Origin of the sequence: Richelia sinica FACHB-800 (genome assembly GCF_014698825.1) — a bacterium.
Taxonomy (GTDB): domain Bacteria; phylum Cyanobacteriota; class Cyanobacteriia; order Cyanobacteriales; family Nostocaceae; genus FACHB-800.
Genome location: NZ_JACJTT010000011.1, coordinates 44,097 through 57,696 on the forward strand (window position 1 = coordinate 44,097; position 13,600 = coordinate 57,696).

The following is a 13,600-nucleotide window of genomic DNA, read 5'->3' on the forward strand; positions in this document are numbered from 1 at the left end:
CTTACTTGTTCCAAAGACATTATTGTTTCCTCAAATGATTTGATTGATTAGTGTTTATTTGGTAATGCGACCTTAGCTGCTAATTCAGATGGGTTGTAATTATCTGTAATCACCTGTGGACAACGCATACAAGCTACCTTGCCTTCTTGTTGCCACCAACGACAATCTCGACGTATAGAACAAGGGGGTAATTCTTCTGTGACTGTGGGAAAATCAGCGACAATTCGTGTTGCTAAACTACAATTTTTGCCATCAAAATGCTGACAACCTGTGGCTGCACAAGGTGCTGCTGTACGGAAAATTTCCGCAGGTGTAATTGGACTAGTTTTTGCTATTAGTTCATCTGTGATAGGTTGGGGCTGTTTGAGATAAGCAACACGGGGTTCTGCAACTGTCCCGCTAATAACACCAAAGACAACACTATTTTCAGATTCAGGTCTAGCACTGGGGCAAAGTGTAGTTTTATCGGTAGAAATTTCTTTCATAATTAACCTCTGAGAAAAATGACCAGCCGTACCCAACCTGTGCTTAGAAAGTCCTATTCTACAAACAAATATTTTTGATATTGTTGGAAGTTAGACAATAACTAAATACGGCTGGGCAATTCTCTTAATAGGTCAATACCTAAAAGGTTTTAACTATGGGAATATTGGCGATGAGTCCGATAGTGATAGGAGGCTTAAAAATGTAACCCAAAATGATGGGATTAATTAATGCACCCCCGGTCACGCTTTTGGCTTCTGCATCAGATAAAATTTCAGCTGATTCTAAAGCTTCTTGCCGACGTGCTATTGCATTGTTTATAGCTTCATCAATTAGGTCGTTAATTTCTAACTGATGGTTATGATTTTTTTTGTTGGTTTCCATGTTGGTTATTTTTCCTCTGTCAGGATGTGCCTATATCGGCATATTCTATCCACAGGAAAAAATAATGTAAGCATGAGATTGTGCTTTTTATTAGCCAATAAAAAACCTTTTATGTCACTAAAATATTCAAGTTGTTCAGAGAATATGTGAGAACGATGTATTATATATAACTATTAACTTTACTGTTAAAGATGATTTTCGTTGTCAAATTAAATACCTAACCTACTGTTTTGACCTACTGTAATCACACACAGGAAAGTTAATTTACGGGGGGTTCACAGAGATTTGCCCCTTTCCACAAAGAATATCGGTAAACCTGCCCCTACCTCTACCAATACAAAAAGCGTAAAGTCGTCCTAGTCGCAGGGGGCTTTAAACCCCAATTTTCGATCAGCAAAAGCGATATTATCTGAACCATATAGAATATGTGCAACAGAATTGTCCCAGTTGTAGAAAACATCCTCTAATGACAGGGTGGAGGTGGAAATAAGTGGTGTATGATTTGGACAAACTCGTTGTACATCGCATCTTTCAGGCTGAAGGCAAGGTAAACTGTTGGAATTGACTAATGTTGCGCCATCTTAAGTTAAAAACCTATGCCTGCTTTTTTATTAGAAATTGGAACAGAAGAACTACCTGCCAACTTTCTCAGCGATGCTATAGTACAGTGGCAAAACCGCATTCCCCAAAGCTTAGAAGCTAATAGCCTCAAGGCGGAAGCGGTAGAAGTTTATGGAACTCCCCGACGGTTAGCAGTTCTCATCACAGGCTTACCATCTCAGCAACCAGACCGAGAAGAAGAAGTTAAAGGCCCACCAGCCCAAGCAGCATTTAAAGATGGTCAACCCACACCAGCCGCAGCAGGTTTTGCGAAAAAACAGGGTGTGGAACTTTCAGCGTTGGAAATTCGCCCCACTGACAAAGGAGACTTTGTATTTGTCAAGAAACAAATTCCTGGTCGTCCTGTAGCTGAAATTTTGACAGAATTGGTTCCTCAATGGGTTTGGAATTTGGAAGGGAAGCGGTTAATGCGGTGGGGAAGCGGGGATGCAAGATTTTCCCGCCCTATTCGCTGGTTGGTAGCTTTGTTAGATGGGGACGTGATGCCCTTAGAATTAAGGAATGGGGAAAAAACGGTCACAAGCGATCGCATTTCTCAAGTCCATCGCGTTTTACATCCTGAACCTGTATCTATTCCTCACGCTACAGAGTATGTAAATACTTTGCGTTCTGGTTATGTCATCGTTGACCCCAAACAACGGGAAAGTATCATTACAGAACAAGTCACATCAGCTGCTGCCAAAGCAGGTGGTGAAACCGTTATTTACCCAGATTTGCTAGCAGAAGTTATCAATCTTGTTGAATATCCATCCGCAGTGGTGGGTAAATTTGAGCCAGAGTTTTTGGAATTACCCACGGAAGTCATCACAGAAGTAATGGTGACTCACCAACGTTATTTCCCTGTATTTAAAACTGGTAATAGTCAACAAGAATTGTTGCCCAATTTTATCACTATTTCTAACGGTGATATTCAGAAATCAGAGATAATTGCTGTGGGTAATGAGCGAGTTATCCGGGCGAGATTGGCGGATGGACGCTTCTTTTATGATGCAGATTTATCTAAACCATTAGAAAGCTTTTTACCACAGTTAGAAAAAGTCACTTTCCAAGAAGATTTAGGTTCTGTTCGCGCCAAGGTCGATAGAGTTATTGAAATTGCAGCAAACATCGGTAATCAGTTGCAATTAACAGCGGAACAACAGCAAAAGAGTCAACGTGCTGCCTTACTGTGTAAAGCTGACTTGGTGACACAGATGGTTTATGAATTCCCGGAATTGCAGGGAATTATGGGTGAAAAATATGCCTTAGCCAGTGGTGAAGATAAAGAAGTTTCTAAGGCAATATTTGAACACTACTTGCCCACAGGTGCAGGTGACAATATCCCCACAACTTTAGCCGGTCAAATCATCGGTTTAGCGGATAGATTAGATACTTTAGTTAGTATTTTTGGTTTAGGGTTAATTCCTACAGGCTCCTCTGATCCATTTGCGTTACGACGGGCAGCAAATGCAGTGGTAAAAATTACTTGGTTTGCGAATTTAGGTATTAATTTAGAACAACTTTTAAAGCAAACTGCTGTAGATTTTGCTGCAACTTTTAACAAAGATGCTCAATCATTAATTAGTACCTTGAATGAATTTTTCTTGCAACGTATCCGCACCTTATTGCAAGAAGAAAAGCAAATAGATTATGACTTGGTAAATGCTGTCTTAGGGGAAAACGACCCAGAATATACAGAACGGGCATTAAAGGATTTATTGGATGTACGTGATCGCGCTCTCTACTTGCAACAAATCCGCAGGGAAGGTACTTTAGATAAAATCTACGAAACTGTCAACCGTTCTACCAGATTGGCTGCACAGGGAGATTTAGACTTCCAGCAACTAGAACCCCAATCTTTGGTAAAACCAGAACTATTCCAAAAATCTTCTGAGCAAGCATTCTACAACGCCTTAGTAGAATTAGTCCCCCAAACCAAAGCAGCGCAAAATACACGCAATTACCAACTTTTGATTTCCGCACTAGAAAAAATTGCTCCTACTGTGAGTAAATTCTTTGACGGAGAAGATAGCGTGTTAGTCATGGACTCCAACCCAGATATTAAGCGAAATCGTTTGAATTTGCTCGGATTATTGCGAAATCATGCCCGTGTTCTAGCCGACTTTGGGGCCATTGTGAAAAATCTGTAGCTTAGATCAACAAAAAATGGTGTAATTTTTGCCAATAAACGCTAGGATAAGGTAGCTTAACCAGGGAACTCTGCCACACAGTCTATGCCTAGAGCGTCGATTATAGGATTGGGAAAGTCCGGTGTTGCTGCGGCAAGATTGTTGAAACGGGAAGGCTGGGAGGTAGAATTAAGCGATAGTAAAACCTCCCCGACCCTCCTGCAACAACAACAAGAACTCGCCACAGAACAAATCACCGTTAAATTAGGATATACCCCAGACCTAGATAGTTCTGATTTACCCCAACTCATCATTGTTAGTCCAGGTGTACCGTGGGATGTACCTGTTCTAGTCAAAGCCAGAGAGTTAGGGATAGAGACCATCGGCGAAATGGAACTAGCCTGGCGATATCTCAAGGCTACTCCTTGGGTGGGTATCACTGGCACAAATGGCAAAACTACCACCACTTCCCTGACTGCTGCTATCTTTCAAGCTGCTGGTTTCAACGCTCCTGCCTGTGGTAACATCGGCTATGCTGCTTGTGAAGTTGCACTTTCCCCCACGCCACCAGATTGGGTAATTGGTGAAATTAGCAGTTATCAAATTGAATCTTCTAGCACTCTGGCACCACGCATTGGTATTTGGACAACCTTCACCCCAGACCACTTAGCCAGACATAAGACTTTAGAAAATTACTACGACATCAAAGCCAAACTGTTAAAGAATTCTCAGCTACAAATCTTTAATGGTGATGATGCTTATTTACAAAAAGTAGGTTTAACTCATTGGCCAGATGCTTATTGGACTAGTGTTAAAGGGTCAGAATTTTTAATTGGTGACAAAGGTTTTTATATTGAAAACGGTTTTGTAGTAGAAAAGTTATCAGCCACATCTACACCCACACCAATTGTTCCTGCTTCTGCATTGCGAATGGTAGGAGACCATAACCTGCAAAATCTCTTGATGTCAGTGGCCGCAGCTAGGTTAGCAGGAATAGACTCTGATGCTATTACCCAAGCTGTCACAGATTTTCCTGGTGTTCCCCATCGCTTGGAACATATTTGTGCTTGGCAAGGTATTGACTTTATCAACGATAGCAAAGCTACTAATTACGATGCAGCGGAAGTAGGTTTAGCATCTGTCAACAGTCCAACAATTTTAATTGCTGGTGGAGAAGCTAAAGCTGGAGATGATACTGGTTGGTTAGCACAAATTCAAGCCAAAGCTGCGGCGGTTTTACTCATTGGTAGTGCTGCACCTGCGTTTGCCCAACGTTTGCAAGCAGTGGGATATAGTAATTACGAAATTGTGGAGACCATGGCAAACGCTGTCCCTAGGTCAGCAGAATTAGCCAAGACTCATCAAGCGGCCGTGGTTTTACTTTCTCCCGCTTGTGCAAGTTTTGACCAATATCCTAATTTTGAAGTCCGTGGTGATGATTTCCGCCAGTTGTGTCTTAACTGGGTCAAAAGTTAAAACTCTGGCTTGATATCTGTTAATTAACCAAGTCTCTGGTTGTTTGGGTGAGAGGAAACCGATGTGGTTACTATATCTGCTGCTACAGAACCACCTATAGAGATGGATAGTTTATCTTGTTGGTTTTCCTAGAAAAAAAATATCAAAATCTTCCCTAAGAATGACTCGCTAATTACGGAAATTAGTTACAATAAATGTATATTTTACCCTGAGTGAAGTCTGGGCTTGGTTTCCCTTCCAAGCCTTTTATTAAATAATCATCTACTTCCCATATACCAACCTGTTTTTGTAGCCTACCCAACGGTTTCTAGTTTCGCGCAAAGACGCAAAGGCGCAGAGACAAGTTATCATCTATCCCCTGCTATATATCTAACAAGCCATAACGCTTCTGGAGGGCTAATAGCTTCATCCTGGCTTCTCCTGCGTTATCAGCCAAGTCTGCAAATTCGACAAACCGCCGCAATTCTTTCCTAAGTAGATTTCTTTCTACTTCCATTGTGTCTCTGTCTAAGTCTGGCGGTAAGACGATCATATCAAAGATATTCGCCCGTTCTTTTCCTGGATGGGGACGTAATACTCTTCCTCGACGTTGAATAAATTGACGGGGATTGCCAGAACTGGATAAAATGACCGCAGTTTGAATGGCAGGAATATCCACCCCTTCATCTAAACAGCGAATGGCAACTAAACCTTGCAATTCTCCACTTTCAAATTGATGACGCAGTAATTCCCTTTCCGCTAAAGAAGTTTGTGCGGTGTAGGTGCTGACTTTGTAACCTAACTCTACCCCCAAAATTCTGGCTACAGCTTTGAGTTGACGTAAAGAAGAACGTTCTTCGGTTTGGGAACCATCACTGCAATAAAAGAGTGTGTGGGTGGTTTCGCGACGAGTTTGCATTAATTCCCGCAAAGCTGTTAATTTATTTGCTGCGGCACCAATTAACCGCGCTCGTTGCATTAATAATGGTTTTAAGTCTTCGTGGTCTTCAAAGTCTCTAATTTCACCGTGTTCTCGTTCCCGATACAGGAGCGATCGCCCGATTCTTTTTGTTAACTTGAGATAAGCGATACTCTCGGCCTCCGTTAACTCCACCAAGACCGGATAATACAAATAGTGTACCAAAGCTCCTTGAGCGATCGCATCCCGTAAACTAAACTCTGGTTGCAAAACCGGGCCGAAATAATCAAATAAAGATTGAGTCCCTCCATCATCAAAATATCTTTCTGGAGTAGCTGACAAAGCCAGTCGCAACCCTACCCGCCGTGGTAAACTTTCCTCCAATCGAGGTGCGCCTAAATTATGTGCTTCATCCCCAATAATTAAAGTTTTAGGCGGAAAATATTTGAGTTGCGACTGAAACCCTTCACTAATTAAAGTCGAGTTGGTAGTGATTACCGTGACAAACCTCTGGGAACCAGAACGCAAATTATATAATTGAGTTGACATTTGACTTTGCCAAGTGCGTAAATTCTCAAAGGCTAAAATCGGTTTTAAGTTAAATTTTTCACATTCTCGCGCCCATTGGCTGACAAGATGCCGATAAGGACACACCACCAACAAGACTTGTAACCCTATCTGCTGGTACAATTCACACCCTATAGCCAGTGCAGTGATTGTTTTACCACTACCAGTAGCCATTTTCAAAGTTCCTCTGCCATTATTAGCAAACCAGCTAGTAATTGCTTGACGCTGATAACCCCGCAACTGCAAAGATGATGGCATGTGCGGACATCCAGGTAATAATGACTGAACATGATAACTGCCCCTATTTTCTCTAACAAAAGGCAACTTGAGAGAGAAAGTAGGCAATTGATGTACTGGTTTTCGGGTTACGTACATAGGGTGAATTGGGGTCTAAGAAAATCTTTATTAGTCACAGTGAACAGGAAACCATCAAGCTATGTATCCATGTTCAAAATCGTCTATATTCCCCAATTCTTAGTTATAACCTCTCCACACCCCAACTAAAGAACCTTGCACCTCCACTTGCATTGCAGGGACTTGTATGGGTTGATATTTAGAATTGGCTGGCTTGAGAGTTACCATATCCTCTTGACGGTAAAACCTCTTTAAAGTTGTACCGTAGCCATCCACCCGCGCTGCCACAATAGTGCCATTTTTTAACTGATTTGGTTCCGCTACGGGACGTAAAAATACCAAATCTCCATCAGCGATTAAATCTTCAATCATGCTATCCCCAGCTACACGCAACCCATAGGTTTGGGGAGGTAGAGAAATATTAGAAAAATCCAAATGTTCAACTGCATCGGTGAATGGTTCAATTAAACCACCAGCGGCAATAGTGCCTAAAATCGGTACACCTTGTTTAGTTTGACGTAAAACTCGAATTGTCCGCGCCTTACCTTCACTCCATTCAATGTAGCCTTTGTTGCGTAAATGTTCCAAACGACTTTGAATCGGTGCCGGTGATTTCAAATTCATCGCTTGCATCATTTGGCGAATGGAAGGAGAATGTTGATAAGTACGAATGTATTCTACCAACCATTCATAGAGTTCTTGTTGAGCTTCTGTTAGTCTTTCCATATATCTTTTGGGAAGTAAACTCCAAATGTTTATAGAACATTTGTACTACAAATATCTTCCCTTCACAAGCTCTGAATTAAAACTTTTCAGGCAAAAGATAAAAAATTTTATTCACTTTTGCCTGTGTATTTTTGATTTCTTAGCTGTTATCTATTATTTTGCACCAAGAATACTAGCAAGTAAAGCTTTTTGGGCATGTAATCGATTTTCAGCTTGATCCCAAACTTTTGATTGGGAACCTTCAATTACTTCGTTGGTAATTTCTTCACCTCGATGGGCTGGTAAGCAGTGTAAAACAATAGCTTCTGGGTCAGCAAGACTTAATAATTGTTGGGAAATTTGATAAGGTTGAAAGACGGGGAAGCGATCGCCTGCCTCAGCCTCTTGACCCATACTCGCCCACACATCGGTGTAAAGTACATGTGCGCCCTTAGTAGCTGCTTCTGGGTCATGGGTAAGAATCACTTCAGTTTGATGATTGGCAATATTTCTGGCTTTTTCCACCACTTCCGCATCTGGTGCATATCCCGAAGGAAAAGCTATCCTCACATTCATACCAGCCAACGCACAACCCAACATCAGGGAATTAGCCACATTATTCCCATCCCCCACATAGGTCAAAGTTAAACCCGCCAAACTGCCAAATTTTTCTTGAATAGTCAATAAATCAGCCAACACTTGACAAGGATGTTCTAAATCAGTCAGCGCATTAATTACCGGAATCTTGGCATAATTAGCAAAAATTTCCAACTCCTGCTGCGCGAAGGTGCGAATAGCTAAAACATCTAAATAGCGGTCTAAAACCCGTGCTGTGTCCTGTATCGGTTCCCCTCGACTCACTTGGGTAACATTGGGGTGCAAATCAATTACCTGTCCACCCAGTTGATACATGGCCACCGTAAAACTGACCCTAGTGCGAGTAGAAGCCTTAGAAAACAACAAACCCAAAACTTGATGACACTGCAACTTTAACTTTTGGGACTTCAATTGAGTCGCCAACTCTAAAAGTTCATGCAGTTCCGAGGAAGTGAGATCCGCCAGACTTAATAAATCTCGTCCGAACAATGCAGCCATGCTAGTGATGTGTAAATAACAATGTTTTTTCTTGCACTTTCATCCAGCCGTGTCAAAAAAATACAGGTTAATTCCTGTACAAAATATTTTTGCCTCCAGCCTCGGATTGGAGTTATACCGTTTCTATATGTACATGCGCTTTATTTTTATCAGCGTGGACTTTGTTTGTCTAATAGCACCAGACATCGCGCCAAAAGGCAAATATAGCGCAATTTCACATGAAAACGGTATGAGCTTTTGTGATGAATAATAATTTATCAACTTTCCTATTCAAATCACTAAATTTACTCCATCCACAATCCCTATGAGGTAGAAATTGAGCCACATTGACAGGAAATAATTTTTTTTTCAGTTAACCCCTAGACAAAAAAAATATTTGTGCTAAGATTATAAATCGGTGAGTGTTAAGACTCATTCAGCCCGCCAGCATAGCACAGTGGTAGTGCATCCGACTTGTAATCGGAAGGTCGCAGGTTCAAATCCAGCTGCTGGCTTTTTTACATTCGCAAATGTCGATTGCCAAATTGATGTCGCATCTGCGCTGTTTTAGAGTTAATCTTAGTTCCATAGCACAATGACGCAATTAGCAGCGGCTAATATTGGGCTTTATCAAGTGGAGAATGAAAAACAGATTGATTTGCTCATTTGTTAGTGATTGAAAAAATAGAGACAAACCATCTACAAGCTAAAAAGTAACCGCACCACCAAAGGCAAAACCAAAACACCAGAAATACAGGGAACTATACCAGGATTAGAGTAGTGTGATGATCACAATTCCTCTAGCCAAGTTTGAAGCACGCCTAATACATTATCCTGTTGAGGCGGAAAACCACTCAAGGGAGATGCTATTGGCGTATCGGTAATCAAGGCGATTTTTAACCAGTGATTCTGTAATTGCTGACAGAATTTAATTAATTCTGGGTGAGGATTAATGTTACAGAATATAAGGGCGATTTTATCTGTTTTTAGATGTTCTCTCAAAGGTTGGAGTTCGTTTTCTAAGTCGAATATATCTTCTATGCTGTTGGCTTTTTGTTTAGGCAAGATTTCGCCATAAATTTTGATTAAAATACCTTTGGCTATGGCTTTTTCTGCGGTTTTCCCTTCCAAGTTGGCGGCGTTGAGGGGGATGGGATAGGTGGTGGAGGTGGGTTGCAGTTGCTTTAATTGGGTATAAATATCCGTGTATTGTTGTTGGTTAAGGGTGGTGGTATCGGTGGCGTACCATGCTTGGTAGAATTGGGGATAGGTGAGGTTTTTGGCACATTGCCAGAGGATTTTATAACAGTTTTTGTAGAGGTCAAAATTATTTTCGACTTCATTGGTGAGATGTTTGTTTAAGGCTGACACTGTGATTAAATAGTTATGTTCAGTCTTTAGAATTTTTCCTAAAATATCAGCAACACTGGAACGAATATCTTCATTCTGAGTGTCATTGAGGAGTTTGATTAAAGCAACAATCACCTGTTCATTTCCTACAGCTATCTTTCCTAAAATATCAGCAACAATCCTACGGGTAGGTTCAGACTGAGTGTCTTTGAGGAGTTTGATTAAAGCAGCGATCACCTGTTCATTCCCTACTGCTATGTTTCCTAAAATCTCAGCAACTCTCCAACGAGTAAATTCATCCTGAATATTTTCTAGGAAGGGAATTACAGCAGAGATCGTTTGTTCATCCCATGCCTCTATCTTTCCTAAACTCTTAGCAAATTTCCCACGAGTATCTTCAGACTGAATGTCATGAAGAAGAGATATTAAATCAGCTTTCCTACGGGTATCTTCAGACTGAATGTTATGAAAAAGGGATATTAAAGCCGGAATTACTCTTTCTTTATCAGTCAATAATAAAGTTTTTCTTGCATCTTCTGGAATGGGATCAATAAAATTTAGCCATACTTGTTCTTTACTGTCAAAATAACCAAATCCCCATTTGATAAGTTGCTCTATAATTTCATCAGCAAGCAAACAACTTTTAAACTCAACAAGGGCTATACCAGATTGAACATAAGCTAGATTAGTATAAAAATTATTTACACCATCTTTAAAATTAACTAATTTTTTAATAAACTCTTTCTTTTTATCGTCAATATTTTCTCTTCCCATCCACAATAAAAATATTTCATTCCATTCATTCTCAAAAATGCGATATTTCTTACCCTCAACAGGTTTATCTACATGATTTTTAGGTAAAAAATAATCCCAATCATCAATCACACAAGCTGCAAAATATTCTGCAAAACTCAGGTGAAAGAAAGCATAAACCCTTTCATCAGTTTTTTGGTCACGATAAACCCAATTTAACCAACCTAACTTTTCTGCTAACTCAAACTCATCTAAACTCATCACATCTTTAATCACAGACTCCTTGAGACTGATTTGTTCATCAATCATCTTCAAAGCCAAATTTCCCAAAGCCTGATTTAACTGTTGTCTTTGCGCTGCTGTAGTGCCAAATTCCCCTTTTTTCCATTCATAAGTTGCATCCACAAAACGCTGATACAAATTCGCTTTGGTTTCCGGTAATTCCCCTTGCAAAAAATACCAACTCTGACACAACATTGCCAACCGCAAAGGGTTTTTGACTAAATCAAAAATGCGGCTGTGTTGGGGTGCGGTTAACTTTTGCTGTAACAGTTCCCCTAACTCCCGTTTTTCCGCTTTTTCATACCACTGCTGAATAAAATCTCCCACTTGGACATCACTAAAAGCCAGAGTGCGATAGTATTCAAAATTAGCAATGGGGTTAGGTTGCCAAACATTGAGACGACAGGTGAGAATTACCCTAGTCCAAGTTACCCATCCTTCTAATTGGCTATGGAGTTGGAATAAAGGTGAGTTTGCGGTGGTTTTCATCTCATCCACCCCATCCAACAGCAACCACACTCGCTTATCCTTAAACTGTTGCTTAAAATTTTCCTCTAAAGTCTGTGTAACGGTAATTTGGGAGGGAATAAACTTTAAAGCCTCTTCTAGCCAAGTATGCAGTAAATAGTCTTTTATGGTTCTATTGTCTAAGCGATTGAGATTAATAAAAATAGGGCTAGGATAATCAGAATTATCGGCTAAATATTCGGCAATTTTGCTTAACCAAGTGGTTTTTCCTGCCCCTGGTTCTCCAATAATGGCTAAATTTTTGGATTGTTGGCCTATGACTTCATCAATAAATTGCTGATATTCGTATTGTTTGGTAATTTCTTCTGATTTTAATTCATATTGCCGCATTCCCTCAGCCGCATCGGGAAAGGGTATTTCTTCTTTTCGTCGTGCGGGTTTGGGTTGAACTAAACCTAATGGAACAAAGATTTCTATTTCGTGTTTTAATTCGGTGATTTGTCGTCTTAATCGTTGTTGTTCTTGCTGTTTTTGTAGCATTTTCTGGCACACTTCGCGCCAGTTGATTTGTAGGTTTTCAGGTTGGGGTTCAGGTTGATTATTTTGGTTTTTTTGTTGTGCAAGCCATTCAGGATATTTCTCGTCCCAAAGCCATTTATAAGCCTGTTTCCAAGGCTCATTTCCTTTTTTTGGTCTGCCCTTTTCTGAGATGATAATACAATTATGTTTTACAAAAATAGGATAAATATTAAGTCTTAATTCATCTCTAATTTTTTGAGTTTTATTAAAATATTCATTCTTATTATTAAAAGTAATTTTCTCAGCAAGGCTATCCTCATCATCAATAGCATAGTTATTCGGGTCAAATCTAACTATAAATACTTTATATGTGTCTCCAGTAAATTCAAATTCTCTGGATATCTCTTGTAGAAATTGTTGTTGTAATGTTGTCAGTTCTGGGGATATCATAAATTGCACCTCTATGATTCATTATATATAAACAATTTCAATATTCTCAATTAGCTTCATAACCCGCCTGGGAATTAATTCCTAGTCTAATAGCCAAAGTCCGTTAAAACGGACTATAAATTTTTATTTATATGTAAGGATTTAGCATTGCTAAACGTCTCCCAATTAAGGCTTTTTGTATATATAGTTTGTATGGCTACAGCACGCAAGCTATCAACAATCAAATATAGAAATGCCCTATTTCCAAAATAACATGATCAATCATGATGAGGCTGATTTCTATTAAATTCTATTAAATTCTATTTTTTGGATATTTTTTCTCTATTTTTTATTTGATTTTATATAAATCATAGGACTGACGCAAGATTAAAGTATTTCCATCATTGCCACCACAGGGAAGCAATCTCAAACCCATATTTTTCTTAGCCTATGCGTAAGTCCTGAATCAAACAAACAAAACAATCGGAGGCATTTATCATGGATTTTTTAACTATTATTGTCACGGCTTTAATCACTTGGACAATTGAGAAATCTGCGGATGAGGTTCTATTTTGGGTGAAGAAAAATATCAGAGAAAAATCTTCTGATAACAACGAGGATAAATAGCTATCAAGTTTATGTAACTCAACGCTTAGGTGCGAGTTTATTTGATTGTGCCAAGACTTTACCAATTAACATAGAGGCAATAAAAGCTATAGCCCAAATCACAATTTCAGCTTTTGATTTCTCCAATTAATATCCTGTTCAATACTTCTGTTCGCGTAGCGTGCCGTAGGCATACTTCTCTCCCTCACAGATACCATTTCCAGCAAACCCCATATACTTAAAAAGCTTCCCTGATTAACATCAAGGAAGCTGAAATTTTTAGTTCACCGCAACGCCGTTTTACCTAAGTTTATGACCTGGTTAAACCAGGTGGGTGCTGATCTTTCTCATTTAAAGTTTCCGAGTACAAGCTCGGTCTACTGCCACGAGAACTTATTAGCTCCCTTTTTCTTAAAGACATAGATCAAAAAACTTGTTGGCAGTCACCAATCGTCGCAGTGCAACTAACTCATTATAGCCTTCAAGAATAGATTGTGTGTGGTATCTGCAAAATTTTTCCCAA

Annotated in this window: 9 protein-coding genes, 1 tRNA gene and 1 other RNA gene; 4 read left to right on the top strand and 7 right to left on the bottom strand. The window is 39.8% G+C overall.

The window, feature by feature from the left end:
• Positions 1-47: 47 nt before the first annotated feature.
• Both H6G73_RS10620 and H6G73_RS10625 read right to left on the bottom strand, forming a co-directional pair.
• Positions 48-485 (bottom strand): nitrogen fixation protein, encoded by a 438-nt coding sequence (locus H6G73_RS10620; protein ID WP_190604127.1) that lies wholly within the window; start codon positions 483-485, stop codon positions 48-50.
• A gap of 139 nt (positions 486-624) precedes the next feature.
• Positions 625-867, bottom strand: coding sequence for a hypothetical protein (locus H6G73_RS10625; RefSeq protein WP_190604129.1), 243 nt, complete (start codon positions 865-867; stop codon positions 625-627).
• A 596-nt stretch (positions 868-1,463) separates the two neighbouring features.
• Between H6G73_RS10625 and glyS the strand changes: the two genes are divergently transcribed.
• Together glyS and murD are read left to right on the top strand one after the other, a co-directional pair.
• Complete coding sequence (gene glyS / locus H6G73_RS10630; protein WP_190604131.1) at positions 1,464-3,617, top strand: glycine--tRNA ligase subunit beta; 2,154 nt, start codon at positions 1,464-1,466, stop codon at positions 3,615-3,617.
• An 84-nt stretch (positions 3,618-3,701) separates the two neighbouring features.
• On the top strand, positions 3,702-5,072 hold the full coding sequence (gene murD, locus H6G73_RS10635) for a UDP-N-acetylmuramoyl-L-alanine--D-glutamate ligase (RefSeq protein WP_190604133.1): 1,371 nt from the start codon (positions 3,702-3,704) through the stop codon (positions 5,070-5,072).
• Positions 5,073-5,433: 361 nt separating this feature from the next.
• On the opposite strand, the gene H6G73_RS10640 is transcribed toward murD, so the two are convergent.
• The 3 genes from H6G73_RS10640 to argF all read right to left on the bottom strand — a co-directional run bounded on the left by H6G73_RS10640 (position 5,434) and on the right by argF (position 8,691).
• Complete coding sequence (locus H6G73_RS10640; protein ID WP_190604135.1) at positions 5,434-6,912, bottom strand: DNA phosphorothioation system restriction enzyme; 1,479 nt, start codon at positions 6,910-6,912, stop codon at positions 5,434-5,436.
• 99 nt (positions 6,913-7,011) lie between these two features.
• Positions 7,012-7,617: a transcriptional repressor LexA gene (gene lexA, locus H6G73_RS10645; protein ID WP_190604137.1), complete on the bottom strand. Its 606-nt coding sequence runs from the start codon at positions 7,615-7,617 to the stop codon at positions 7,012-7,014.
• Positions 7,618-7,770: 153 nt separating this feature from the next.
• Positions 7,771-8,691, bottom strand: a complete 921-nt coding sequence (argF, locus tag H6G73_RS10650; RefSeq protein ID WP_190604139.1) for an ornithine carbamoyltransferase — start codon at positions 8,689-8,691, stop codon at positions 7,771-7,773.
• Between the two features lie 422 nt (positions 8,692-9,113).
• On the opposite strand from argF, the gene H6G73_RS10655 reads away from it, so the two are divergent.
• A tRNA-Thr gene (locus H6G73_RS10655) sits at positions 9,114-9,185 on the top strand.
• Between the two features lie 274 nt (positions 9,186-9,459).
• Here H6G73_RS10655 and H6G73_RS10660 read toward each other — a convergent pair.
• The gene (locus tag H6G73_RS10660) at positions 9,460-12,492 is read right to left on the bottom strand and encodes an NACHT domain-containing protein (RefSeq protein WP_190604140.1); all 3,033 of its coding nucleotides are present in this window, start codon (positions 12,490-12,492) and stop codon (positions 9,460-9,462) included.
• A 477-nt stretch (positions 12,493-12,969) separates the two neighbouring features.
• Here H6G73_RS10660 and H6G73_RS24785 point away from each other — a divergent pair, with 477 nt between their 5' ends.
• Positions 12,970-13,098: a hypothetical protein gene (locus tag H6G73_RS24785; protein ID WP_256443803.1), complete on the top strand. Its 129-nt coding sequence runs from the start codon at positions 12,970-12,972 to the stop codon at positions 13,096-13,098.
• Positions 13,099-13,357: 259 nt separating this feature from the next.
• Here the strand turns inward: H6G73_RS24785 and ssrS are convergent.
• Positions 13,358-13,542, bottom strand: a non-coding RNA gene (ssrS, locus tag H6G73_RS10665) — 6S RNA.
• Positions 13,543-13,600: the final 58 nt, after the last annotated feature.